Source organism: Treponema socranskii subsp. socranskii VPI DR56BR1116 = ATCC 35536 (assembly GCF_000468115.1).
GTDB classification, from domain to species: Bacteria; Spirochaetota; Spirochaetia; order Treponematales; family Treponemataceae; genus Treponema_D; species Treponema_D socranskii.
The window spans coordinates 1-26,272 of the sequence record NZ_AVQI01000016.1 but is presented as its reverse complement, the minus strand read 5'-3'; the positions used below and the strand labels follow the sequence as shown (position 1 = coordinate 26,272).

24 protein-coding genes are annotated in these 26,272 nt (G+C 48.6%); 8 read left to right on the top strand and 16 right to left on the bottom strand.

The features are described 5' to 3' along the window. Nucleotides 1-95: 95 nt before the first annotated feature. The 14 genes from HMPREF0860_RS02290 to metA all read right to left on the bottom strand — a co-directional run bounded on the left by HMPREF0860_RS02290 (nt 96) and on the right by metA (nt 15,625). The gene (locus HMPREF0860_RS02290; protein ID WP_021495458.1) at nt 96-1,172 is read right to left on the bottom strand and encodes an ABC transporter ATP-binding protein; all 1,077 of its coding nucleotides are present in this window, start codon (nt 1,170-1,172) and stop codon (nt 96-98) included. Between the two features lie 13 nt (nt 1,173-1,185). Continuing rightward, the gene (locus HMPREF0860_RS02285; RefSeq protein WP_021495452.1) at nt 1,186-2,901 is read right to left on the bottom strand and encodes an ABC transporter permease; all 1,716 of its coding nucleotides are present in this window, start codon (nt 2,899-2,901) and stop codon (nt 1,186-1,188) included. 74 nt (nt 2,902-2,975) lie between these two features. After that, a complete protein-coding gene (locus HMPREF0860_RS02280; protein WP_021329798.1) occupies nt 2,976-4,016 on the bottom strand; it encodes an ABC transporter substrate-binding protein in 1,041 nt (346 codons plus the stop codon). A 215-nt stretch (nt 4,017-4,231) separates the two neighbouring features. Continuing rightward, entirely contained in the window at nt 4,232-5,029 is a 798-nt protein-coding gene (locus HMPREF0860_RS02275) for a response regulator (RefSeq protein WP_021329813.1), read from the bottom strand. After that, complete coding sequence (locus HMPREF0860_RS02270; protein WP_021329800.1) at nt 5,026-6,711, bottom strand: sensor histidine kinase; 1,686 nt, start codon at nt 6,709-6,711, stop codon at nt 5,026-5,028. Before HMPREF0860_RS02270 ends, HMPREF0860_RS02275 begins: the two co-directional genes overlap by 4 nt. Next, nucleotides 6,704-7,732: an extracellular solute-binding protein gene (locus tag HMPREF0860_RS02265; protein WP_021329817.1), complete on the bottom strand. Its 1,029-nt coding sequence runs from the start codon at nt 7,730-7,732 to the stop codon at nt 6,704-6,706. Before HMPREF0860_RS02265 ends, HMPREF0860_RS02270 begins: the two co-directional genes overlap by 8 nt. A gap of 135 nt (nt 7,733-7,867) precedes the next feature. Continuing rightward, entirely contained in the window at nt 7,868-8,212 is a 345-nt protein-coding gene (locus HMPREF0860_RS02260; protein WP_021329764.1) for a type II toxin-antitoxin system RelE family toxin, read from the bottom strand. 119 nt (nt 8,213-8,331) lie between these two features. Continuing rightward, entirely contained in the window at nt 8,332-9,027 is a 696-nt protein-coding gene (locus HMPREF0860_RS02255; RefSeq protein WP_021329770.1) for an MgtC/SapB family protein, read from the bottom strand. Nucleotides 9,028-9,029: 2 nt separating this feature from the next. Beyond that, nucleotides 9,030-10,550 (bottom strand): tripartite tricarboxylate transporter permease, encoded by a 1,521-nt coding sequence (locus HMPREF0860_RS02250; RefSeq protein ID WP_021495466.1) that lies wholly within the window; start codon nt 10,548-10,550, stop codon nt 9,030-9,032. 18 nt (nt 10,551-10,568) lie between these two features. Further along, a complete protein-coding gene (locus tag HMPREF0860_RS02245) occupies nt 10,569-11,015 on the bottom strand; it encodes a tripartite tricarboxylate transporter TctB family protein (RefSeq protein ID WP_021329777.1) in 447 nt (148 codons plus the stop codon). Nucleotides 11,016-11,130: 115 nt separating this feature from the next. After that, a complete protein-coding gene (locus tag HMPREF0860_RS02240) occupies nt 11,131-12,114 on the bottom strand; it encodes a tripartite tricarboxylate transporter substrate binding protein (protein WP_021329840.1) in 984 nt (327 codons plus the stop codon). 144 nt (nt 12,115-12,258) lie between these two features. Next, nucleotides 12,259-13,035, bottom strand: coding sequence for a response regulator transcription factor (locus HMPREF0860_RS02235; RefSeq protein ID WP_021329786.1), 777 nt, complete (start codon nt 13,033-13,035; stop codon nt 12,259-12,261). Between the two features lie 2 nt (nt 13,036-13,037). Further along, nucleotides 13,038-14,705, bottom strand: a complete 1,668-nt coding sequence (locus HMPREF0860_RS13150) for a sensor histidine kinase (RefSeq protein ID WP_021329759.1) — start codon at nt 14,703-14,705, stop codon at nt 13,038-13,040. Beyond that, a complete protein-coding gene (metA, locus tag HMPREF0860_RS02225) occupies nt 14,693-15,625 on the bottom strand; it encodes a homoserine O-acetyltransferase MetA (protein ID WP_021329812.1) in 933 nt (310 codons plus the stop codon). Before metA ends, HMPREF0860_RS13150 begins: the two co-directional genes overlap by 13 nt. A 163-nt stretch (nt 15,626-15,788) precedes the next feature. On the opposite strand from metA, the gene HMPREF0860_RS02220 reads away from it, so the two are divergent. From HMPREF0860_RS02220 to HMPREF0860_RS02185, 8 genes are all read left to right on the top strand, one after another. Then, nucleotides 15,789-16,400, top strand: a complete 612-nt coding sequence (locus HMPREF0860_RS02220) for a GntR family transcriptional regulator (protein WP_021329755.1) — start codon at nt 15,789-15,791, stop codon at nt 16,398-16,400. A gap of 29 nt (nt 16,401-16,429) precedes the next feature. Next, complete coding sequence (locus tag HMPREF0860_RS02215) at nt 16,430-17,542, top strand: ABC transporter ATP-binding protein (protein ID WP_021329792.1); 1,113 nt, start codon at nt 16,430-16,432, stop codon at nt 17,540-17,542. Further along, nucleotides 17,539-19,209, top strand: coding sequence for an ABC transporter permease (locus tag HMPREF0860_RS02210; RefSeq protein WP_021329775.1), 1,671 nt, complete (start codon nt 17,539-17,541; stop codon nt 19,207-19,209). The genes HMPREF0860_RS02215 and HMPREF0860_RS02210 overlap by 4 nt, the downstream gene beginning before the upstream one ends. A 73-nt stretch (nt 19,210-19,282) precedes the next feature. Then, nucleotides 19,283-19,723 (top strand): type 2 periplasmic-binding domain-containing protein, encoded by a 441-nt coding sequence (locus HMPREF0860_RS14195; RefSeq protein ID WP_021329756.1) that lies wholly within the window; start codon nt 19,283-19,285, stop codon nt 19,721-19,723. Further along, nucleotides 19,713-20,315, top strand: coding sequence for an extracellular solute-binding protein (locus HMPREF0860_RS14190; RefSeq protein ID WP_021329747.1), 603 nt, complete (start codon nt 19,713-19,715; stop codon nt 20,313-20,315). Before HMPREF0860_RS14195 ends, HMPREF0860_RS14190 begins: the two co-directional genes overlap by 11 nt. A 47-nt stretch (nt 20,316-20,362) precedes the next feature. Then, nucleotides 20,363-20,902 carry an L-2-amino-thiazoline-4-carboxylic acid hydrolase gene (locus tag HMPREF0860_RS02195; RefSeq protein ID WP_244870187.1) on the top strand — a complete coding sequence of 180 codons (540 nt, stop codon included), beginning with the start codon at nt 20,363-20,365 and terminating at the stop codon, nt 20,900-20,902. Between the two features lie 52 nt (nt 20,903-20,954). Beyond that, the gene (locus HMPREF0860_RS02190; protein WP_021329824.1) at nt 20,955-21,959 is read left to right on the top strand and encodes an alpha/beta hydrolase; all 1,005 of its coding nucleotides are present in this window, start codon (nt 20,955-20,957) and stop codon (nt 21,957-21,959) included. Between the two features lie 18 nt (nt 21,960-21,977). Beyond that, complete coding sequence (locus HMPREF0860_RS02185; protein ID WP_021495461.1) at nt 21,978-23,456, top strand: peptidase U32 family protein; 1,479 nt, start codon at nt 21,978-21,980, stop codon at nt 23,454-23,456. Between the two features lie 40 nt (nt 23,457-23,496). Here the strand turns inward: HMPREF0860_RS02185 and araD are convergent, their stop codons facing one another. After that, nucleotides 23,497-24,222 carry an L-ribulose-5-phosphate 4-epimerase AraD gene (gene araD / locus HMPREF0860_RS02180; RefSeq protein WP_021329352.1) on the bottom strand — a complete coding sequence of 242 codons (726 nt, stop codon included), beginning with the start codon at nt 24,220-24,222 and terminating at the stop codon, nt 23,497-23,499. Nucleotides 24,223-24,250: 28 nt separating this feature from the next. Further along, on the bottom strand, nt 24,251-25,855 hold the full coding sequence (locus HMPREF0860_RS02175; protein WP_021495469.1) for a xylulokinase: 1,605 nt from the start codon (nt 25,853-25,855) through the stop codon (nt 24,251-24,253). Nucleotides 25,856-26,272: the final 417 nt, after the last annotated feature.

The following is a 26,272-nucleotide window of genomic DNA, read 5'->3' as shown; positions in this document are numbered from 1 at the left end:
GCGCCGTTTCCGCTTGCTGCTCTATCGTTCCCGAACGCTCGGCCGGCAAATGCGAGGTGCATGCGGCCGAGTCGGGGTTTTGTACGGGACTTGCGCTAGAGAATGTGCAGGTTGCCGCTTTCGAAGTTGAGGTATGCTTTGTCGCCTGCTTGGTAGAGCTTACGGTTTTTCGGGTTGTATTCGGTGATCTTGATCATCATGCCGTTTACATCAGCCTGATAATACTGATACGAACCCATAAACGTCGAAAGCGTTACCGTACACGGGAGCACTCCTTGGTCTGCGAGCGTAATCGATTCGGGGCGCAGTACGATTTTACACGGATCACCCTTAGAAACTTTTTCAAACGATTCGGCGGTGATATCGACGCCTCCGACGTCGACATGTATGGCTTTGGAATCGATCGACGTTACGCTTCCGGTTAGGAAGTTTACTTCGCCGATAAAGTCCGCGACGAATTCGTCTTTCGGCTGATAGTAGATTTCGCGGGGCGTTCCCATCTGCGCGATTTTTCCTTTGTTCATAATGATGATTTGGTCGGAGATGCTCATAGCTTCCGCTTGATCATGCGTAACGTAAATCGCCGTAATGCCGACCGTCTGCTGGATGCGTCTGATTTCGGTGCGCATTGCGACGCGGAGCTTTGCGTCGAGATTCGAAAGCGGTTCGTCGAAAAGCAAAACGCTCGGCTGCACGACAAGCGCGCGCGCGAGGGCGACTCGCTGCTGCTGTCCGCCCGACAGCTGGTTTGTCATGCGGCCTTCGAGCCCTTCGAGTTCGACGAGCTTGAGCATGGCCATGACGCGCTCGGCTATTTCGTTTTTTGCAACTTTTCTGATCTTTAAGCCGTAGGCGATATTGTCGAAGACGTTGTAGTGCGGCAAAAGCGCGTAGCTTTGGAACACCATTGCCGTATCGCGCTTATTCGGCGTGAGTTCGTTGATCGCTTGAGCGCCGATGTAGATTTCGCCCTTGTCGGGGCTTTCAAATCCCGCGACCATGCGGAGCGTAGTCGTCTTTCCGCAGCCTGAAGGGCCGAGGATGGTGACAAAGCTGCCGGGTTTGATGTCGAGCGAAATGTCGTCAACGGCGGCGAAATCTTTTTCCGTTTTATAATCTTTGTAAATTTTCGTTATGTGATCGAGGCGTACGCCCTTTTGTTCTTTTGACATAATATTCCCCTTGTTATTTTTGTTTGCGGCTTGTGCCGAATTTTCCGGTAAACAGATTCATCAGCGTAATCGCCGTATACGTGATGACGATCAGTATGGTCGCGTATGCACAGGCTATGCCGTAGTTGCCTTTTTCCGCATGTTCGTTGATGCGCACGGTGATGAGCACGAACTGCGGAGTGACCAGCAGAATGATCGCGGAAATCGCCGTGATGGAGCGCACGAAAGTCGTAACGAGTCCGCTGAAAAACGAATCTTTAATAAGCGGAAGCGTCACCGTCGTAAATACGGTGAAGCTGTCTGCGCCCAAATCGTAGGCGGACTCTTCGATCGATTTGTCGATCTGTCTGAGAGCCGCGATGCCGCTTCGAGTTCCGATCGGAAGCGAACGCACGATAAACACGATGACGAGGATCGCTCCGGTGCCGTAGAGCCCCTGCATAAAACCGGAGTGAAAGATGCCGCTGTTGAATCCTCGTATAAAGCCGACGCCGAGAACCGTTCCCGGAACCGCCATCGCGAGCATCGCGATGAATTCCATAAATCCCTTTCCTGCAAACTTCCGCTTTACGACGAGGTAGGCGATTATCATCGATATGAGCGCCGTGATGGGAGATGCGATGAGCGAAAGCCAAATCGAATCGAGGAATACTTTGTATCCGTTGTTTTTAAACACGTACTGATACCATTTCAGCGACAGGCTGTAGTTCCGTCCCCAGATTTTAAAGAGAGAGCCGAATACGACGAGAACGTAGAGCACGATGACGAACAGCGAAATGACGATGCTGATCGTGACAAGCGGAACGCGCACGCTTTTGTCTTTTATGCGCATGCGCTCCCGAGAGGCTTTACCCGTAAGGGTGGCGACCGATTTCCGCTCAAGCCGATATTTTTCGACGATGAATAAACTCATCGAAATGAAGAGAAGCACGACGGCCATTGCCGTGGCTCCGCTTTTATCGTATGCGCCGGTGAGCTGCAGATAAATCGACGTTGCGAGCGTGTCGAAGTTTCCTCCGATGATCATCGGGTTTGCAAAGTCCGCAACCGATTCGATAAAGGTTACGAGAAAGGCGTTTCCGAGGCCGGGAAGCAAAAGCGGAAGCGTTACCGACGTAAACACTTTCCACCGGGAAGCGCCGATGTTGCGGGCGGCTTCTTCGAGTGAAGGATCTATGTTTTTAAGCAAGCCTTTGAGCATGAGGTAACAGACGGGAAAAAAGGTAAGCGTCTGTACGAGGCAGATACCCGGAAGGCCGTATAATTTTGTCGTACTCAAATTGAACAGGCTTCGCGTGATTATACCGGTACGGCCGAAAAGCATGATCGCCGAAAGAGAGAGGACGAAAGGCGGTGAGACGACCGGCAATACGGAAACGATTTTAAACAGGCCTTTGACGAATTTGTTTCCGACGCTGACGTACATGTCGACGTATGCGAACAGAAATCCGATAAGAGTGGCGAGGATGCCTGAGATAAAACCGAGCTGCAGCGTATTTGAAATCGCTTTTCGGAAGCCCGACATCCCGAAAATGCGGGCGAATACGGAAAGCGTGATTTGATTTTCTTCGTACACGCTGTCGACAAGCAAAATCGACAGGGGATAGACGATAAATAAAACCAAAAATAAAAATATTGCGAATATTGCGGTGATGAGAATCGGATCGGCAAACAATTTTTTTCTTTCGAGCGTTTTGCTTTGCGTTCCGGCGCTGTATGGTTTTGTCATAATAAAAATCCACGAAAAAAGATGATGTGCTGCGGCACGGATCGCACCGCAGCGGTAATTGAAATTAATAATTATTATTTGGTCTTAACGCGGTCGTCGCTTGCGATGACTTTAAAGAAATCCTGTACGTACTGCGACGTGTGGTATTTCGCGTCTTCGAAATCGTAGTTGATCGTTTTGATTTTATCGAGGCCGGCTTTGACGGCGGCTTTGACGGGCTTCGCATTGTCGATGACGAGGAACTGATACGAACCGTTTTCCTGAGCGAGGTTTACGCAGTCGGGGGACAGCGCGAATTCGATGAATTTCTGTGCGTTTTCGACGTTTTTCGCGCCTTTGAAAATCGCCGTCGCTCCGATTTCGTAGCTCGTGCCGGACGAGGGAGCTGTCATGCCCAAATTGTCGTAGCCGTTGTCGACGATCTGATAGACGACGTCGTGCAGGAAGCCGATACCGATGACGATTTCGCCGGTCGGAACGAGCTTCGACGGGCCGGAACCGGACTTCGTATACTGTACGATATTTTTATCGAGCGCTTTGAAGAACTCCATCGCTTTGTCGTGTCCCTTCATCTGCACCATCGTGTTGACGATGAGCTTTCCCGTTCCCGCCGTATTCGGGTTTGCGAACGAAATCAAGCCTTTGTACTGCGCTTTTGTCAAATCGTCCCAGTCTTTCGGCGGCTGGATACCGAGACGCTTCATCTCTTCCGTGTTCCAAAAAAAGCCGAGGATGCCGCGGTAAATTCCGAACCAGTTGTTGTTCGCATCTTTGAACTGCGGTGCGATAATGTGTTTTGCATTTTTTGCGTTGTACGGGAGCAAAAGCCCTTTTGCCGTAGCTTCGTTGTACGGATCCGTCGTGCCGCCGAACCATACGTCCGCCGACGGCTTACCGTTTTCTTCGGCGATCTTCGTGAGCACTTCGCCCGTCGAAAGGCGCTGGTAACTCGTTTTGATACCGGTGAGCTTTTCGAATTTTGCACATACGGCGCTGACGTATTCTTCTTCGCAAGAGCCGTAGACGACGAGAGAACCGGCGTTTTTGTTGCCGGCGGCAAAGAGCATGCTGCCGGCGAGCAAAAGCGAGCCGATGACTGCACAAATCTTTTTCATAATGGAAATCCTCCGGATATTGAATATCTTTAAGAAAATTGTAAGGGGGGAATTCCATATTCGCAATGCCGATTTTATATAAAAATATCCCGAAAAATGAACCGAACGGAGTACGACGCGGACAGACGGCGAAGCAGGCTTGCAGCCGATCGGGACAAGCGTACCGAAAACTATATTTTCTAAATAATGACGTGAATGTAAAAAATCAGCTGCACTCAGTCGGGTGTTCGGTTTTTCCGTTTTACGTCCGGCTTTGCGAGTTCCGTCGGCGGAAAACCCGCATAGGATTTGAACACTTCGTAAAATCGCTTGTATGACGAAAAACCCGTCATCGATGCGACTTCGTAGACGCGGTATTTTTGATCGGAAAGGAGGCTTACGGCTTTTTGAATCCGATACGTGTTCAAAAAATCGAGGAAAGTCATCGACGTGTGTTTTTTAAATAATCTGCTCAAATAACTTGCACTCACTTTGAGCGTTTCGGCAAGCGTTTCGATGTTCGGATGCCCCGCGTAGTTTTGTTCGATCGCGCTGAGGCAGGCTGCGATATACGGATTGTCGGAAACCAAGGGCGGAAGAAACGGCGACGGGGCGCTGCCGGCGTTTCCCTCGCGTTCGGCTTTTTGCGCGCTGCGGTTTTTTGTAAGCTCCGCTTTTGCACGGGATACGACTTCTTTGATCTTTTCTTCGTCTACGGGTTTTAAAAGATAATCGAAGACGCGGAGGGCGATGGCATTTTTCGCATAGTTGAAATCGGAATAGCTTGTAAGCACGATCGGGATAAAATCGATTTTTTCTTTTTGCGCTCCCGCTATCATATCGAGTCCGCTCATGCCCGGCATCTTTATGTCGGTGATTACGATATCGGGGCGCAGGCTTTTTATCTTTTCGAGTCCTTCCGTACCCGTTGCTGCAGAAGCGACGACGACGGCGTTCATGGAAAGCCAGTCGATCGTATACAAAAGTCCCGAACGGATAATCTCTTCGTCTTCGGCAATCAGTATGCGTATCATAGTTTGCTCCGAATGACGGGCAGGCTTATGTGCACGGTCGTTCCGCTGCCCGATGCGCTGTCGATCGTCATGCCGTATTCTCTTCCGTACAAAAGCTCGATGCGTCTCTCGACATTGTATAAGCCGATGTGATTCGTTTTGTTGCTCTGTGAACGAATGAGTTTTCGCATCGCTTTAAGCGCATCTTCGCTCATGCCCGCTCCGTCGTCGCGCACGACAATATACAGTTTTTTCCCGACCGTATGCGCTCCGATCGAGACTTTCATGCGCTCTCTGTCTGCGAAGCCGTGTTTGACGGAATTGTCGATTAAGGGCTGCACGATGAGCTTCGGCACGACGCAGTTTTGTACGTCGTCCGGCACGTCGATTTCGTACACGAATTTTTTGCCGAAACGGAGTTTTAAGATGTACAGATAATGTTCGATGCGGCGGATGTCTTCACCGATCCGAGCAGTCGGCGCTTCGTTGTCGACACTATAGCGCAAGAGTTCCGAAAGACGGAGGATCGTTTTTTGCGCTTTATCGGGATCGAGTTTTATTAAAAATTTAATATTTTCGAGCGTGTTGTATAAAAAGTGCGGATTGAACTGCATTTCGAGCTGTTTGATTTCGGCGACGTAGCGTTCGTGCGCTTCCTTTTTGTTTTCATCGATGAGGCGCTGTACGGTGTCGAGCATATCGTTGTACGCATTTGCGATCTTTTGGAATTCGATATTGCCCGTGACCGAAAGGCGCTCTGCGAGATTGCCGCGTTCGACTTCAGCGCACCCTTCTGCGATCTGCATAAGAGAACGCGATTCTTTTTCGGCGATTTTGCCCGCGCTTACGAAAAGCCCTGCGATGACCAAGGCGAGAAGCGAAAGCGTCGTCAAAGCGATTATTAAAAAAGCGCTTCGCATCTGCTGCGTACTTTGAAACGTATAGACGTCGAAGGCGCCGTCTGCCGTCGACGTGCGGAATACCGCTTCGTTTTCCGTAAAATAATATCGCTTATCGCTTCGATAGTTGTCCGAAAGCTTTCCGAATGCGTTCGCCGCATACGGAAAAGAAGCCGTAAAAAGCGTACCCTTTCTGTCGGTGATCGCAAAGGAAAGAAGCGGATTGAGCGATGCGCGTATGTCTTTTTCATCTATCGTAAAGACGATGTAACCGCCGATCCTGTCTTTTGCGTCGAGTGCGCGTCCGATGACGATTTCGCTTTTGCCGCCCGCGTTATACTCGGACGAGAGTTCTATCACCGTTTGATCAGGCTTTTCCCGCATTCTGCCGAGGGCACCCCAGATGAATTGATTTTGCCATTCGGGAACTATAAAGTCGTTGTCCGCGCTTCCCTCAAGCACAACGGCGTACGACGGGGAAAGCAGCGTAAAATCGGCGGGAATTTTTTGCGTATGGATAAACTCCTTAAGCATGGTATATGCTCCGGAAACGGACGATGCGTCGTCAAAAAGCGCTTCGGGGAAAAAACTTTGTTCGTTGATAAAAGCGTCGTATGAGGCTACGGCTTCACTCAAAACGGCTAGGGCATTTTTGTTTTCACGCGCGAGGGTACGATAGAGATTGATGTTCCACAGCAAAGCGGATATGAAAATGACGATGCTTGCAAAGGCAACGGACGGGACGAGCGAGTGCGCTATAAACGAGCGGCGTATCTCTTCTTTAAAGTGCATAGTATTATTCATCGCTTTGCCTCGCGCTTTCGAAGATATCGAGAAAGCGTTCGACCCATTCGCTTTGGTGCGAAGTTGTATATGCGTAATCTACCGAGATGCACTTGATTGCGTTCTTTGCCGGAAGCAGGCTTTTCGTTTCGACGTCGCTTCGCACGGAGCGGCGGTTCATTTTTTTTGCGATATAGCTTTGTACGTTTTTTCCCGTCACATAATCGATAAATCGGACGGCATTGTCTTTGTGCCGGATTTTTTTCGGCATATAGACGCCGTCGGGAGTAAAGACGACGCCTTCTTGCATGTACACGAGAGCGATGTTGTCGTCTTTTTCGGCAAAATTGGCGCCGCCTTCTTCAAAGGTCAAGCCGACGGCAAAGCGCCCGTCCGCTACTCCGTTGTACACCGCGCTCGAAGAGTTTAAGAGGGTGCCGTCGAGATTTGCACACAACTTTGCCACATAGTCCCAGCCGACGCCGAGATTTCCTTTGCCTTCGGCATAGAGCATATTTATTAAATGTTCCCATGCCGACGACGACGTTTCCGGGTTTCCGAAGGCGATCGCGCCCTTTAATTTCGGATTGAGGAGGTCTCCGTAACCCGAAACGGCGACGTCTCCCAACCGTTTTTTGTTTATCATCAGAACACTCGGCACGTCGGAAAAGCGGTTCATCATCCCTTCGACGTTTTTGTATTCGCTTCGGATATACGCTTCGTTTACGCTGATGTAGGAATCGAAGAGAGAAGAAGCGGGGAGCACCGACGCGTAGGAGCCGCCCCACAGCACATCGTACGGAGATGCGTCGGGGTGCATTTGAAGGGCTTTGAGTATTTCTTTTGTGCCGCCCTGTACGAGTTCGACTCGAATCCCCGTTTCGTTTTCGAAATTTTCTATGACGGGAACGATGAGCACGAGCGGATGGGGGCTTGCGACGACGAGCGTGTTTTCATCATCGCATCCTTTCGCCTTTTGAAAGCAGCTTGTAAAAACGAAAAGCGCGGCGGAAAAACAAAGCGCGCGATAAATGGTACGCATGATACCAGTATAGCACGGATCGCCCTCGTTTGACACGGGCGCACTTTATGAGCTATCCATAAACTTCGGTTTTCAGAGAGTTTTCTTAATGTACTATACACTTTATACGCTGATCCGCAAATCGTCGGAGAACTATCAAGTTTGCGGTTTTTCGATATGATTTTTAATTCTTTTTCCGATCGTTTTATAAATTGCCATTGTATCTCTTTTCCCGATTCCCCCAATTTCTATGATTTCCACTCTTTCGGGCGTGATAAGTCTGTATACGATACGTATCTTTTTATCGCAGGCATAGAGTTTGTAGTAGCCGGTTAAATCGATATTGTCTTTGTTGCCGAGCGAATCACCTGCAAAAGGATTGTCCGCCAGCTTATCAATTTTTTTTGCTACGTCTTTCCGCACGCTGCTGCCAAGCTTTTTATAATCTTCCGGCTCTTTTCGTATCAATTCGATATGAATTTTTTTATTTGCGGCGGCCACGACGTTCGCCTTTGAACGGCATTATGTTCGGCGCTCTTATGAATCCTCAGGCATTGTTACCGCTTTTGGGTAAAACTTGATTTCCGTGCGGTTGTCCTGAGTCGATTGTTTACCGCGCTTTACAGTTCTTCGATGTATTTTACTCCTTTGAGCGCACCGAACTGCTGGATGACTTCGGCGTGATTTCGCCGTTTCGGAAGCGAAATCGCGATGTTGACGCCGATGTAATCACCGTCGAGCAGCGATTTTTTCATTTCGATGTCGGACAGCGTACAGTTCATTTTACGCGCTTCTTTTACGAACGACGAAAGCGCTTCCGTCGATTTGAATTCGGCGAAGATGATCATGGAGCGAGACATCGCGTTCATCCGTGCGTCGATCCGGCTCATAATCGTCATGATGATAAGCAAAAAGACTCCGGTGATAAATGCACCGATGTAGAACCCCGCGCCGAGCGCCAGTCCCAATCCCGCCGATCCCCAAAGGCCGGCGGCGGTCGTAATACCTTTGATGCGCATATTGCTTATCATAATGCTGCCGGCGCCGAGAAAACCGATGCCGCTGATAACTTGCGCACCGAGCCTCGCGGGATCTCCCGTACCGTAAAATTCGACGAGGTATAAATCGGTGATCATAACGAGAGCCGAAGAGAGGCAGACGATCATGTACGTGCGAAAACCCGCAGGCCGATGCTTTCTGCCCCGCTCCAATCCGAGTATACCGCCGAACGCTACGGCGAGTGCGAGGCGTGCAAACACCGAAACGGTATTCAGCGATGTCAGTATTTCCGGCAAATCAAAAACAGCATTCGTCATTGTCAGTCTTTCGGCATATCCGCGTTCGGATCGCGCTCCTTGTATTTGTTTTCCAGTTTTTGCATGAGCATCGGAGAGAATATACTGAATACGCATAAAGCTATCAATACCCAGCATACCGGTGTTGAAAACAGGATAGCAGGATTTCCCTTCGAAAGCAAGAGTGAGCGGCGGAGCCCCCGTTCTCCGATCGGGCCGAGGATGAGCGCGAGGACGATCGCTGCGGAGTTCAATCCGAAGAGCTTTACGAAATAGCCGATGACGCCGAATACGAACATGATGACGACGTCGGCCATGCTGTTGCGGATCGCATAAGAGCCGACGACGCTCAGCGCGAATATGATCGGGATCAAAATCGCGTCTGATACGCGCGAAATCTTTGCAAACCACCTGCTGCCCCACAATCCGAGCGCGAGCATAAAAAACTGCACGAACGCAAAGCCCGCAAAAAAAGTATAGGTGACGGCAGCGTATTTGTTGAAGAGGTCGGGGCCGGGCTGCATATTGTGGATCAAAAGACCGCCCATGAGAACCGCCGTAACGCTTTCGCCGGGAATGCCGAGCGTGAGCGTCGGAATGAGAGAACCTCCGGTAACCGCGTTGTTCGCCGCTTCGGAGCCGGCAACTCCTTCGATGCTTCCGTGCCCGAACGCTTCTTTATGCTTCGATGCACGCCGCGCTTCGTTATAGCCGAGGAACGACGCAATCGACGCGCCCGCTCCCGGGAGGATACCGATGACGTTGCCGATAATCCACGAGCGCAAAATCGTCGGCGCGATCAGCTTCATCTCTTTTCTGTTGAGGAGGACGCGGTCGTCGAACTCGACCAATTCTCCGGCTTTGCGGATTTTGTGATCGGCGAGTACGAGGACTTGCGACATCGAAAAGAGACCGATGAGCGTCGCGGTAAACGGAAGCCCTTCATACAAGGCCGCCTGTCCGAAGGTAAAGCGGAATACGCCGTTCATCGTATCCATACCGATCGTCGAAAGCAAAAGACCGAATGCACCGGAGATGAGCCCCTTTATCATGGAGTCGGAGCTGACGCCGGCGATGATTGTCAAACCGAAAATCGAAAGCCAAAAATATTCCGGGCTTCCGAAGGCCATCGCGAGCTTTGCAAGCGGCGGCGAAAAAAAGTAAAGGGAAATGCAGCTTAAAAGCCCGCCGAAAAAAGACGAGATAACCGCAGTTCCGAGCGCTTTGCCCGCTTTGCCTTGGAGCGTCAGCTGATAACCGTCGATCGCAGTCGCTGCGGAAGCGGGAGTACCGGGCGTGTGAATCAATATCGCTGAAATCGATCCGCCGAAAATCGCACCGCAGTAAATGCCTGCGAGTACGATGAGACCGGTCGAAGGCGGCATACCGAAGGTGATCGGAATGATGAGCGCGACACCCATAGCAGCCGAAAGACCGGGAAGGGCTCCGATCATGATGCCGATCGTCGTGCTTAACAGCATGGCAAGCAGATTGAGCGGCATAAGTGCGTTGACGAATCCCGCGCCGATTAATGAAAAATCCATAAAGTACCTCCCGCCTTTTTAGAGCAGCAGACCGCGCGGCAGCGGAACATGCAGGAACGTTGAAAATCCGCCGTAGATTAAAACGAGAAACACGGCGGTCGTTATGATGATGTACAGCGGTTTGATCTTAAAAAATATAAGCGTTCCCGCGATAAACAAAAGACTTGAAATGTAAAAACCGAGTATGCTTATTAAAACGACGTATGCGGACAACATTGCAAAAACGGTAAAAAATTGCTTGGCTTTAAAATGCTCGAAGAGAAGGGGCATATCGTTTTCGATTTTTTTCTCCCGGGCGAATTTTACGAGGCAGCCGACCAAATGCATCGTCGTCAATACGGCGAGCACTGTCATGATAAAGATCGGATAGATGCGCACATCGCTCGGGTACTGCAGCACCATAACAAAGAAAAAAGCGGTAATCGCATAGACCGCCGCAACTAAAATGATGTCGCTTTTTTTCATATAACCTCCGAAGAAGGAGAGGGTAAAGCCGCGTCGGCATAAAACAGCCGACCGCAGCTTTTTGAAAACGCCGATCGGTGCCATGCGGATCAATCGGCGCTTGATGGTCGCTTCGTCAGTTAAACAATGTGGGAAGCGTATTTTTGACGAAGTCCTCCTGCGCGTCCATAAACTGGCCGAGCGCATCGGGCGACATAAAGTCGAGGGCGAGACCCGCGTTTTTGCTCTTTTCGATATTGTCGGGATCGTTTATCGTCTTTTCGAACGCATCGACGTAGAAATCGATTGCAGCCTGCGGAGTACCTTTCGGCGCGACGAGGGCGCGTGCCGAACCGTAGACGAGATTGTAGCCTTTTTCTTTCAGCGTCGGAACGTCCGGCATTTCTGCGAGACGGTTTTCCGTGTAAGTCGCGAGCACTTTGAGCTCTCCGTTATCTCCGATGAGCGGCGCAACGTCGGCCGATTTCGGAACGGACATATCGACTTCACCCTGGCGAAGCGCGAGAAGCTGGTCGGCGGTTCCGCCGTAGGGGATGCAGCTGATTTCAAAGCCGGCCGCTTTTGCCAAAAGCTGCGCGCCGATGTGGTTCGACGCTTTGACGCCGTTCGTCGAGCATTTTACTTCGTTTTTGTGCGCTTTGCAGTATTCGATCAATTCTTCGATCGTGTTCCACGGCGCGTTTTTGCGTACGACGACGACCGAGGGTTCGAACAGGTGATTGCAGATCGGAACGATCGAATCTTTCGTAAAGGGGCTGTTCGGCTGGATGGAAAGCGAACTGAAGGTCGGCAGATTGATAAAGCCGATCGTGTAGCCGTCTGGCTTTGAAGTTGCGAGCGTCGTATATCCGATTTTTCCGTCGGCGCCTTCTTTGTTCGTGACGATGAGCGTTTTGCCGACGTATTTTTCGGCGACCGAGCACAGAATACGTGCGCCCGTATCCGTACCGCTTCCGGCTTTGTATGCGACGATAACCGTTACGTCTTTTTCCGGCTTCCAGCTCGAAGCTGCACTTTCCGCGCCGCTTCCCGATTTTTTCGAGCAGCCTGCGAGCACGGCGGCCGCAAGAGCCGCCGTTAAAATAATGCTTCGTTTCATAGTTAATACCTCTTATTTATTAATTTTAATTCCCCTTTATTAATAACACAATCCTAAAATTCGGTAAAAAGGTTCGAAAAAATGAACTTCGCACGTTTGTGCCTGCGTCTTCGTTTGCCGTGCAAATCCTCTGCGTCGAGACTTTTATCGGACGAGCTTTGACGGTGCGTAACCCGTGTAGCGCTTAAAAACCGTACAAAAATATTTGTAATTCGTAAAGCCCGTCATTTCGGCGATTTCGTACATGCGGTATTTTCCCGTATTCAGCAATTCGGCTGCCTTTGCGATACGCAAGCCGTTGAGCAGATCGACAAAGGTCATATTCGTTTCCTGTTTGATTTTTCTGCTCAAATAGCTTACGGAAACGCCGAGAGAGGCCGCTATATCTTCTATAGTAATCTTTGTTCGGTAGTCGTCTTTGATGTGTTTGATCGTTTCCGCAACGTAAAAGTTGCCGCTTTGTACGCTGCCGTTGAAAAACCGAAGCACGCGGCCGCTTTGATCGACTTCCGTTTTTGCCGTTCCGTCGATATCGGTTTTCGCCGATTCGCCGATTTTTTCTTTTGCTCTTTCGATCGCTTCTTCGAGTTCGTCGTCGACGATCGGTTTAACCAAGTATTCGCCGACGTCGAGGAGGATCGCCTGTCTCGCATAATCGAATTCGCTGTAGCTCGACAGGATGATCGCGTAAAAACGCTCACCGCAGGCTTTGGCCTTTTCAATCATTTCGAGGCCGCTCATGCCCGGCATACGGATATCGGCGATGACGATGTCGGGATGCGTCTCTTTGATCTTTTGCAAGCCCTCAAGGCCGTCCGCCGCTTCTCCTGCGACGGTACAGCCGAGTGAAAGCCAATCTATCGTGTAGACCAGTCCTCGTCGGATCAATTCTTCATCTTCTGCGATAAGCACTTTATACATAATCAAAATACTGCGGGAAAAGATAGCGTTATTGAAGTTCCGCGATGCAAACCGCTTTTAATAATCATATCCGATTTTTCTCCGTAGAGCAAGCGTATGCGTTTTGCGATATTGTACAGGCCGAAGTGATTCGTCGTCCGCGTACGCTCGGAAAGCATCTCGTGCAGTTCGGAAACTTTTTTTTCGTCCATGCCGTTACCGTCATCCGTAACGTTGATGACGAGGTTTCCGTTTTCGATATGAGCGCGTATAATAATTAATAATTTTCGTTTTTCGGCGGCAAAACCGTATTGGATTGCGTTTTCGATGAGCGGCTGCACGAGGAGTTTCGGCACGATGCAGCTTTGCGCCGCTTCTGAAACATCGATTTTGCAGTCGAGCGTATCGGTAAAACGGAAGCGCTGGATCGCGATGTAGTTTTTCGTGTATTCCAAATCTTCGGCAAGCGTACACCGAGCTTCCGAAGCGTTTATGCTGTAGCGGAGCAGTTTTGAAAGATGATCGATGATCGCAGGGACGGCGTCCGGTTCGAGGGCTACCATGTATTTGATAACCTGCAGCGTGTTCGACAGAAAATGCGGATTGAATTGGCTTTCAAGCTGTTTGATTTGCGCCCTCGTCGTCTCTTCGTTTATCTCCTTATTCTTCCGCAGCAGCTCGTCGATGCTTTGAATCATCGTATTGTACGAATCCGCGATGACGCCGAATTCGTCGTTTTCTTCGAGTATCATCCGCTTTGTTAAATTGCCTTTTTGCACTTCATCGAAACACGCCGTTATTTTGTCGATCGATTCCGTCCGCTTTGTAACCGAACGCGCGACGGCCGCATAGGTGATGACGCCTGAAAGCGCGATGATGCACAGCAATATCGAACCGCCTAAGACGAGCATCGCGAAACTCCGTTTTACGGCGGAAAAGGCGTAAACGATAAGCGCTTCATCTGCAAGACGTATGCGGCGCTCCGTTTTAAAATAGCGGTTGTTCTTAAAAGAAAAAAAAGACGATGCTTTTGCGGTCTGAGGATTCAAGCGGTTAAAATTACCGGTAAACATCGCCGTCGATGCAAGCGCGATTTCTCCGTAACGGTTTGCGACGACGATATTTGAAACGTGCTCGAGCGTGTGGTTTATAAAATAGAATGCGGGGATGACAAATACGGCATAGCTTTCGGCGAGCTTTTTTCCGATGAGGAAATTACCGCGGAAAAATGCACATTGAACGGTGCCCGGCCGATCCGTCATCCGCTTGTATACACCCCAGTTCCGTCCGACATCGGGCGGCATAAAGGAGAGCGGCATGGAAGTCGAAGAAAGGATCAGGCGCGAAGCGTCGTCGAAGAGGTAAAAATCGGCCGAATGTCCCTGCCGGTTCATAAATTGAATTTCGAGCGTCAAAAAGGTATTGTCGTTTTTATCTTGCGGCAGTTTCGCTTCAAAGTCGAAAGCCGACGAATTCAATTCCTGCGCATACGTTTGAAAAATCGAACGCAATTCGCGCACGACCGCTTCGTTGTCTCCTTTGTTTTCCGCAAGGACACCTGCGTTGAAATAAATATAGGCGAAAATAAAAAATGCGACCGCTGCCGAAAAAAGAGGCAGGAGAGACGAAACGGCGACGATACGGAGCATCGCATCGTGAAAACTGTTTTTTTCGTGTTTTACAGCACGCATCGTTTACAACTTGTGACGAAATTGAACGGCGTTTCCTGATAGACGTAATAGTTGAGCCAATTCGAATAGAATAAATGAGCCGTGCTTCTCCATGTCGAAGAGGGTTTTTCCCCCGGATCGTCGCCCGGAAAATAGTGTTCGGGGATTGCGATCGGAAGATTCTTTTTTTTGTCGCGGACATATTCTTCGGCAAGCGTGTCGGTATCGTATTCGAGGTGACCGGTCATAAAGATTTCGCGGTTGTCTTTCGATTTGATGAGCGTCGTTCCCGCTTCTCGTGAAGAAGCGAGGGCGACGAGGGCTTTGCAAGAAGCGATGTCTTCGGCTCGGATCGTTGTGTGGCGCGACTGCGGAATCGGAAAACTGTCGTCGAAGCCTCTCAGCAGCGGATCGGCGTTCGTAAGGCGCGTGTTCATAAATACGCCGAACATTTTTTTGTCGAGCGGATGTTTATCGATACCGTACAGGTGATACAATCCCGCGAACGCGCCCCAGCACACGTACAGCGTCGAAAACACGTTCGTCTTCGCGTAGTCCATGATGGCGCACAGTTCGTCCCAGTAATCGACTTGTTCGAAGGGCAGTTGTTCGACGGGTGCGCCGGTTATGATCATGCCGTCGAATTTGTGATTTAAAAGCGCGCTCGTCGTGATGTAAAACTTTTCGAGATAATAGCGGCTCGTATGGCGCGACACGTGATTTTCCATGCGCACGAGCGATATTTCGACTTGCAGCGGCGTGTTTGCCAAAACGCGCAAAAGCTGCGTTTCCGTTATTTCTTTTACCGGCATAAGATTGACGATCGCGATTTTCAACGGACGGATATCCTGCGCTTTAGCCCGCGTGTCGGTCATGACGAATACGTTTTCGCGCTCGAGGATACTGCGCGCCGGCAAATCCGATTGAATCTTAATTGGCATAGTGAATAAGTATAGCGGAAAATGCTTTATACTGCTAGCCTACGCATTTTTAATAAACTTTTTGATTTTTTTCTTGACAAGTCGGCAGGATGAGGTATAATCGAATTCAGATGTATGCATCTGTTATTGAATATGCATAACACAAAAATGGAATATATCGTGTATGAAATATTTAAAAGATACTGCCTATGAAATAATCAAAAAAAATATTCTCGATTGTAAATACGAACCCGGAACCGTGTTAAATGAAACCTTACTCATTAAAGATATCGGCGTGAGCAGAACACCCGTCCACAATGCTTTGGCTAAGCTGCAAAGTGAAAATCTTGTTACTCTTATTCCGAAAAAAGGGGCGATTGTCTGCGGGATAACACTCAAAGATATGCTTGAAGTGTTGGATATACGGCTTCTTTTGGAACCGGAATTGGTACGGCGATACGGCGATATGCTTGATAAATCAAAACTGGAGAAATTTATCAAAAAATGCGAGCGCGTTTCATCTTTAGGACAAAAACTTCATTTGCATATGGAATTCCATTCGATTTTGTATAATTCGTGTCCGAATCGGCGTTTGCGTGAAATATTGCTCAATCTTGAAAGTCAAAATATCAGAAATCGAACGTATCATCCGAATGAAATACGTTTAAACAAAAGCTTTAGTGAAGATATTACTATAGCGAAATACGTACTGCGCGGCGATTTTGAAAGAGCGGCTCAAGCGGTTCGAACGCATCTTGAAGAAGCGCGAAAATTTGCAATGATAAAATATGTTTGAATATAAACTTTAATGCGGAGGATTCATATATGAGCGTAAATATAACGATCAAAGATGCTGTAAAAAAATACGGCGATAAGACAATTATTAAGAATTTGAATCTGAAAATCAACAAAGGTGAATTTTTTACTTTGTTGGGACCTTCCGGATGCGGAAAAACAACGCTGCTGAGAATGATCGCGGGTTTTAATACGATCGAAGGGGGTGATTTTCTTTTTAATGATACTCGAGTAAACGATTTGAATCCTGCAAAGCGGAATACGGGAATGGTTTTCCAAAACTACGCTATTTTCCCGAATATGACTGTCAGAAAGAATGTTGAATACGGTCTCAAAGCGAGACATCTGGATCCGAAAACGATACGTGAAGAAGCTGCAAAATTTCTCAACCTTATGCAGATCGCGGAATATGCGGATCGTATGCCCGAGCGGCTTTCGGGAGGTCAGCAGCAGCGGGTTGCTCTTGCACGAGCTCTTGTCATAAAGCCCGATGTGTTGCTTATGGACGAACCGCTGTCGAATCTTGATGCAAAACTGAGAGTTGAAATGCGAGCTGTTATCAAGAACATACAGCATACTATCGGGATTACAACGGTTTATGTGACCCATGATCAGGAAGAAGCGATGGCTATTTCGGATCGCATAGCGGTCATGAAAGACGGGGTAATTCATCAAATCGGAGTTCCGAAAGATATTTATCAACGACCGGTAGATTTAATTGTCGCCTCGTTTATCGGAAAATCGAATCTTTTAGATGCGAAGTTGCAAAGCGGCGGTGATATTTTATTTGACGATACTTATAAAGTCGGCATGGAAAACGCGGAAAAAGAAGCGCTTGGAAAGCGGGACGTCGTCGTTTGTGTCAGACCGGAAGACTTTATGATAAATAAAACCGGCAGCCGGGGACTCAAAGGTATTATACAAGACAGTGTATTTCTCGGCTTGAATACGCATTATTTCGTAAATCTGGATTGCGGACAAAGCGTTGAAATAATTCAAGAATCGACGACCGATGAAATCCTTCCCGTCGGCTCTTCCGTTGTGCTTACCGTCAAGGCATCGAAGATCAATATTTTCGACAAAGAAACCGAAAAAAATATTTTCATGTGTGTAAAAAAAAATAAAGAGGAAACCGGTATATGAACAGATATAAAACGTTCGCGGAACGGATAAAAAATATTGATATCTGGACTTTTGTGAGTATCGGGCTTTTACTGTTGTTCGGATTATTTCTTTGTTACCCTTTGTTAAAAATTGTTCGACAGGCTTTTTTTTCAAGCGAAGGAAATTTTACGTTTGCAAATTTTCTTCAATTTTTCAGTCAAAAATATTATTTTGCGACGCTTGTCAACAGTTTTAAAGTCGGTATCTTCGTTACGTTTTTTTCCTTATTGATTGGTATACCGTTGGCATATTTTTATTGTTTTTTCCCGCTTCAAGGCAAAAAAATTTTATACATTCTATGTATTCTTTGCTCTATGAGCGCTCCTTTTATCGGTGCGTATTCTTGGATCCTTCTGTTGGGAAGGAACGGCATGATAACCAAACTTTTTTCGGCGTTCGGGATGACGTTGGGAAGCATCTACGGCTTTCACGGTATTGTTCTGGTTCAGTCTTTAAAGTTGTTTCCCCTCGTATTCATATACATGATAGGTGCATTTAAAAATATCGATAATTCCTTATTGGAAGCATCTGAAAATCTCGGCATATCGGGGATTCGATGTTTTTTTAACCTGACGCTCATGCTCACCATGCCGACTATCCTTGCCGCCTCTCTTTTGGTTTTTATGCGATCGTTTTCCGATTTCGGAGTACCGCTTTTAATCGGGGAGGGATACAGAACCTTTACCGTTGAAATATACAATCAATATTTAAATGAAATGGGAGGGAATAACAATTTTGCCGCTGCGATAAGCGTAATTGCAATTCTCATAACGGCAGCGGTCTTTCTTTTTCAAAAGACTATAGCGCGAAAATTCGGATTTACAATCAATTCCATGCATTCGATCGTTGCAAAAAAAACGGTTTGCAGCGTAAATGTTTTTGCGCATATATTTTCCTATGCAGTCGTTGCTCTTGCTTTTTTACCGCAAATCTATGTGATCGCGGCTTCGTTTCGAAATATGAAAAATCAAGTGATGCTGCCCGGATATTCTTTGAATAATTACAAGGGAGCCGTAAGTAAGGGCGCGTTTCGATATATGGGCAATACTCTGAAAGTCGGCGGCTTGGCATTGTTTTTAATTTTGTTGTTCGCAATTCTGATAGCATATCTTGTCGTACGAAGAAAGCGAACGGTAAACAATATGATCGATACGCTTTCAATGATTCCGTATATTATCCCCGGTTCCGTTGTGGGCATAGCGATGATAATGGCGTTTAATACGAAGCCTATTATATTGACGGGAACGGTGACGATAATGATCGTTTCCGTCGTCATTAGAAGAATGCCGTATACGATTCGTTCTTCTGTCGCCATCTTACAGCAGATACCTATGAGCATTGAAGAAGCTTCGATAAACCTCGGTGCGAGCAAGATGAAAACATTTTGGGGAATCACGGTTCCTATGATGTCGGGCGGGGTCATTTCAGGTGCAATTATGAGCTGGGTAGCGATCATAACCGAATTGTCCTCTGCGATAATTCTGTACAGTAATAAGACCATGACACTCACCCTTGCCGTGTATACGAATATTGTTCGTGGTACGGAAGGGATAGCTACTGCGTATGCAACCATGTTAATGCTGCTGACAATGATTTCGATAGCAGTCTATATGTTTGTATCGAAAGACGGTGAAATATCCGTTTGATTTGATATCGTTCGTCTTGTGACGACATATATAGGGAAATCATCTGTGATGATTTTAGAAAAGGAGGTTTTTTATGAAAAAAGCTTTGCTTATTGCGGTTGTTTCAGCGATTACAACGGGTTTTGTCTTTGCACGAGGAGGCGAAGATGCGGGAAAGGTAAATAACAAATTTGTTCTTTACACGACTTGTAACGATGCTCAGCTGGAAGCGGTTATTCCTCCCTTTAAGGAAAAGCATCCCGATTTGGATATTGAAATCGTTACCGGTTCCGCCGGTGAATTGATTGCGAAATTAAAAGCGGAAAAAGACAATCCTCAAGCGGATGCGGTTCTCGGCGCATTGACATATGAAGGCGTTAGAGGATTTCAATCGTTTATCGAACCGTATCAATGCCCGAGTACGAAAGAATATCCCTCGTATGCTATCGATCCGACGGGATATTTGAATCCCTATGCTATGCAGATCAGCGTTTTTGTCGTCAATAAAGATCTGGAGAAAAAAATTGGGCTTTGAGATTACCGGATACGATTCGTTGCTCGATCCGAGACTTAAGGGAAAAATCATCAATGCCAATCCGACTTCCTCTTCCAGCGCGTGGGGACATCTTGTGAATATGGAAGAAATTTACGGAGGACTCGGAAGTACCCGTTTTACCGATTATCTGAAATCGTTTATTACAAATTTGAAAGGCGTTACGACAAACTCTTCATCTACAGTTTACAAACAGGTTATGAACGGAGAATATGTTGTCGGGCTTTCGTATGAAAGCGCAATTACGCAGCAGCTTCTCGATGGAGCAAATAATATCCGCATCGTATACCCCAAAGAGGGATCGATTGTCGGAATGTTTGCAACAGCCGTTGTCGCAAATGCAAAGAATATGGAGATCGCCAAAGATTTTGTGGAATGGATTGTCAGCAAAAAAGGACAGCAAATATATGCCGAAAAATACGGCGGTCGTCCCGTTCACCCGAAAGTTCCGATTAATCCTATCCTTGCCCCGCTCGATACGATTCATTTGCTTGATTACAACAAGGCTTTTGTCGGTGAAAATACTGCAAAGATCAAAGACGCATGGACAAAAATCTGGGCGAGTTTGAATTGATTATGCTTTCAGCTTTCTTATCGGATTTTTTTCGATAAGAAAGCGGTTTGAAAATTTTATTAATTAACGGATGTGAGGCTGGAACTATGTCGTATAATAATGTCGCGAATCAAGTTGCCAAGGATATTCAAGTGAATCGAAATCAAATCGAAGTAAGGGCGACATGGCTTGCTTTGATATATGACGAAATGCTGAGAGCGGGAATTAAAAATACGGAAGAAATACTGAGGAAAGCTATAACCCGCTACGGTACTATCAAGGGAGAAAAGATAAAGAATGCATGCGCAGATCCGCAAGATATGAGACAGTTTGCGGATAAGACACCGAGTAAAACCGGTCAGGCGACATTCAATATGGATCCTGTCAGTTCCGGTTACGACGATGTGCATCTTTCCTTTAAATATTGCCCGCTGTGTGAAGCGTGGGATAAATTGGGGTTGGATGAACAAACTCGCGCGACCTTATGTGATATTGCAATGGACGGTGATAGAGGAATCGCAAAAGCTATGGGCTTTGAGCTCGATATCGCAGATACGATTGCCGACGGAGCGGCTGCGTGTAAATTACATTATCGTAAAAACAAGTAAAATAGCCGTAAAAATGATAGCCTAATTCCGTGCAAAATGCTATACTGATCCAATGGCAGTACAGCAGGACAGACGCGCGGCGCTCAAACGGCTCAAGCTTCTCGTCTACGCTCCGAAATTAAACGTCGACTCGTTCCGAAGCAGGATGGAAGAAGGTTTTGCCTGTCCCGTTTTGCCCAATCACGTCGACTGCGCCGATTACAATTACGGAGGAGTTTCCTGTGACGTCCTTTCGCCGGAAATATATTCTTCGAGGCGCATCGTCATCTATATTCACGGCGGCTCCTTTATCGCAGGCTCCCGCGCTTCATGGCGAGGTTTTTGCGCGCGCCTTGCGGCAAAATCTTTCAGCCGCGTCGTCGTGCCGGAATTTCGCCTCGCACCGGCTCATCCCTATCCGGCTGCGCTCGAAGACGTGCAGGCGGTGTTCCGTACGGTGTACACGGAATTGCAGGTGGCCTGTTCGCTCGACGCTTCTGCGGAAAAAGCTGCCGCTCATCCCGAGATCGTCATCGCTGCCGACGGCTCGGGCGCTTCCATCGCTTGCGCGCTCCTGTTCAGCATCCGCGAAAAATACCGTACGGGTGTTTCCCGCCTCGTCTTTCTTTCTCCGTGGCTCGATTTTTCCGAAGAGGCTGCCGCTTCAAAGGGTAAAAAAGCTTCGGACGAATTGATAAACGGAGAAACGCTTTTGCGCTGCGGGGAGATATATACCTTTGCTTCCAATTTAACGAATCCGCTCGTCTCTCCTCTGTATGCGGCAAAGGAACAGCTTTCCGATTTTCCGCCTGTGTATATACAGTGCGGCGAAAAGGAGCTTTTACTCGGCGATACCGAACGGTTTTCGAATTTGCTCGTATCGAACGGCGTCGAGTGCGAACTCGATGTGTGGCCGAAGATGATGCCGTTTTTTCAGTTTGCCGACGATCACCTGTGGGAAACGCACCTCGCGATCGGAAAGGCGGGCAGCGTCATATCCGGAGAAGGCGATACGGATGCGGGCACATCCTTTCACAATAAGCCGCGTCTCGAAAACTCTTTGCAGGCGGACGCGTAGCGCGCGCGGCGATTTGCGATGGAACTTCTTTCGCCTGCAGGTAATGTAAAAAAATTATACTGTGCATACGCATACGGAGCGGATGCCGCGTACATCGGTCTCAAGCATTTTTCGCTCCGCGTCAAAGCCGACAATTTTTACGACGACGAATACGAGCAAGTATGCGAGCTCAAAAAACGCTTTCCCGGAAAAAAACTCTACTGCGCGCTCAACATCGCCTTTCACAATGACGATATCGCTTCTTTTCAAAACAATATCGATTATTTTAAGCGCTATCCGATCGATGCGTTTATCGTGCAGGATTTGGGCATCGTGCCGATTTTGCAAAAAGAGTTCCCCGACGCGGCGCTTCACTTGAGCACGCAGGCGAGCTGCGTCAACGCTTCCGCCGCTTTGTTTTATAAGCGGCTCGGATTTAAACGCATCGTGCTCGGGCGGGAAGCTTCGCTTAAAGAAATCCGCGAAATTAAAGACGCCGTTCCCGATATGGAGCTCGAAGCCTTTTGTCACGGCGCCATGTGCATCGCCTATTCCGGTCGCTGCCTCATGAGCGCCTATCTTACAGGTAGGAGCGCTCAGAGCGGTTTTTGCTCTCATACGTGCCGCTGGAATTTCAGCGTGAGCGCGGACGAAAATCGGTTTTTCGATTCTGATGCTGCGAAGCGCCTCGCCTCATCGGGTGTATTGCGGCTTTCGGAAGAAAAAAGAGCAGGTGAATATTTTCCGATTTTTGAAGGTGATAATTTTACCGCAGTCCTTTCGAGTAAAGATCTCAATATGATCGATAAGCTTTCGGATATGAAAGACGCGGGTATCGACGCGATAAAAATCGAAGGGCGGATGAAAAGCGTGTATTACGTTGCGCTCGTAACGAGGGCGTACCGTAAAGCGCTCGACGCACTCGACGGCAAAATTTCTTTCGAAGAGGCTTTTCCTTTTATCGCAGAGCTCGACAATGTGCCGCATCGGGAATCGACGACGGGATTTTACTACAGCCGCGAAGACGCCGACGTGACGACAAGCGGCGCGTCGGACAGTCCCTATGCGCTTGCGGCGGAAATCGGAAGCGAAGTGAGCGAAGCGGAGCAAAGTGTGATCTTTTTGCGCGGGAAAAAAACGGTGTGCGATTTTCAAAAATCGCTTGCGGCTTTGTGTAACGAAGCGCGCTTTGCGCGCGAACGCGATTTAAAAAATCATCCTGAAAAAATACCCGCCGCAGCCGAAAAAAAAGACGGCTGGCGTATGTATGAGTTTACGCCTTTTAATAAAATCGATACGGCCGATACGCTTGAAATCATTTCGCCCGGATGCGCGCTTCGAAAAGCGGAAGCGGGCGAGTGGCTCCTCATCGATTCCGAAACGGGCACGCTTCGTTCATGGGCATTCGACGGACATCCGTGTGTGCTCTACAGTTCGACGGCGCTTGAAAGCTCTTCTCTCGTTCGTATCCGCGACGAAGCGTACCTACCTGAGCGGGCGAAAGCATCGAAACGGTAGACGGATTATTCGGCGGGCTGTCGAGCAATTTAAATTGCCTCTATCTGTTTTGCTGTCCGTAGTATGCGCCGGGACCGTGCTTTCGCATATAGTGCTTGTTGACGATGTAGTCGGGAAGCTGCATCGCGCCCGGATTGACGAGTATCGTATTGAGCGCCATCTTGCACACTTCTTCGAGGACGACACCGTTGTACACCGCTTTTGCCGCATCGCTTCCCCACGCAAAGGGGCCGTGTCCGCCGACGAGTACCATATTCGTTTCGGCCGGATTGTAGCCGTGTTGTTTAAAATGTTCGACGATCAGCGTACCCGTCTCTTTTTCGTAATCGCGTTCGACGGCTTCTTTTGAAAGATAGGGCGTACACGGGATTTCCGTTTGGATGTGATCGGCGTGCGTCGTACCGAAGAGCGGAACGGCGCGCATCGCCTGTGCCCAACCGACTGCAGCCGGCGAATGCGTGTGGATGATTCCGCCGACTTTGCATCCGCCTTTTACAGCGAATTCTTTATACAAAACGATGTGCGTCTGCGTATCCGAAGACGGGCGCAGTTTCCCTTCGACGATTTTTCCGTCCAAATCGACGACGACCATAGCGGCGCTCGTCAATTCGGAATAAGGGACGCCCGACGGCTTTATCGCAAACACGCTTTTTCCCGCATCGAATGCGGAAACGTTGCCCCACGTGTACACGGCGAGATCGTGTTTGGGGATTTCCATATTCGCTTCGTATGCTTCTTCTTTTAAACTTTGATATGCACCTGCCATATTTGTCTCCCGTAAAAAATTGCCGTTCTTACCAATCGATGTACTCCGTCGCGGCTTTTACGACGGGCAATCCCTTCGTATAGCGCGTAAAGAATGTATTGAATCCTTCGACGTCGGCGGGATCGGGTACGACGGTTTTCGATTCGCTCGATGCAAATACGTCTTCGTTTAAAAATTGCGCGAGGCTGCGTCCGTTTTTATGTACCATATATGAAGCGAGGAGGGCGATTCCCCACGGGCCGCCTTCGCCCGCTGTGTCGAGAGCGGCGACTTTGGTGTGCATTGCCGCCGCCATAACGCGAAGACCGGTTTCCGCCGTTTTGAAGAATCCTCCGTGGCAGACGAGGGTATCGAGGGCGACGTGCTCTTTGTCGAACAGAATGTCCATGCCGGTACGCAGCGCGCCGAGTGCGGTAAAGAGTTGGGCGCGCATAAAATTGGCAAGGCTAAAGCCGGCACTTTGCGTTCGCACAAAAAGCGGTCGTCCTGATTCGAGACCCGTCATCGATTCGCCTGAAATATAGTTGTACGGCATGAGACCGCCGCAGTCTTTGTCCCCTTTCAACGCGAGGCCGAGCAGCGCATCGTAGAGCGTACTCTTGTCGAAGCGAGCGCCGAGAGCTGCCGCCGCTTCGCCGAAAACGCCGATCCAGCTGTCGTATTCTCCTGTACAGTTGTTCGCGTGTGCCATTGCCGTAAGCGAACCGTCGGGCGTCGTCACCAAATCGATTTTGCGGCTGTACGTTTTTGAAAGCTCTTTTTCGAGCACGACCATCGCGAATACGGAGGTGCCTGCCGAAACATTGCCCGTGCGCTTTGCGACCGAATTCGTTGCGACCATGCCGGTGCCCGCATCTCCTTCGGGCGGGCAGAGAGGAATGCCGCTTTCGAGCATACCGTCTTTGTCGAGCAGAGCGGCACCTTCTTTCGTAAGAGAACCCGCGTTATCTCCCGCAACGAGCACTTCGGGCAAAACGCTTTCGATATTCCAGCCGTACTTTTTTTCCGCGACGAGCGATGAAAACTGTGCGAGCATTTTTTTATTGTAATTTTTTGTTGCGATGTCGATCGGGAACATACCTGACGCATCTCCCACACCGAGCACTTTTTTCCCTGTCAGCTTCCAATGCACGTAGCCTGAGAGCGTCGTCATAAACGCGACGTCTCCGACGTGCTTTTCGCCGTTTAAAACAGCCTGATACAGATGGGATATGCTCCATCGTTCGGGAACGGGGTAATCGAAGAGCGCCGAAAGCTTTGCCGCCGCTTCCGTCGTGATCGTATTGCGCCAAGTACGGAACGGGACGAGCAGATTGCCGGACTTGTCGAAGGCGAGGTAGCCGTGCATCATCGCGCTGATGCCGAGCGCTCGCAGTTTTGTGAGCTCTACGCCGTACTTTTGCATGACATCTTCTTTCATTCGAGCGTAGCTTTCCGCAATACCCTCGTACACTTTATCGAGCGGATACGTCCAGATGCCGTCGATAAAGGAGTTTTCCCAATCGAAAGCGCCCTGTGCGACGGGGACGTTTTTCGTATCGATGAGCACCGATTTTATCCTCGTCGAACCGAGTTCGATACCGAGAATCGCTTTGCCCGATCGTATTTCTTCTGCGATGAGTTTTGCTTCCATAAATATTCATACTCCTAAAAACTGATGTACCCGTATAATTTATCCGTGATTACGGTATAATCTTTCGGTACTTATTGTCAAGAGATGAGAAAACAATGCGTTAAGTTGTCGAGTGCAGACGGTAGCGAAGTGTATGCGAACACAGACTATCTTTTACCCGGATGGAATGGGTGGAATATTTCTTGACAAATCGGATATAAGTTCATAATATGGAAAGGAATCGCTATGTGTTGTAGCGATCGGTTATTATTATTTGGAGGCATTAGTAATGCAAAAAAAGGTATTTTCATTTGCACTGATCGCGTTTGCCGTTGCGGGTTTGATTTCTTGCGGCGGTAAATCGATTAAAAACGGAACCTACACTTCGTCCATACAGGGTATGAACGATACAATCGAAGTGTCCGTTACGATTGCAAA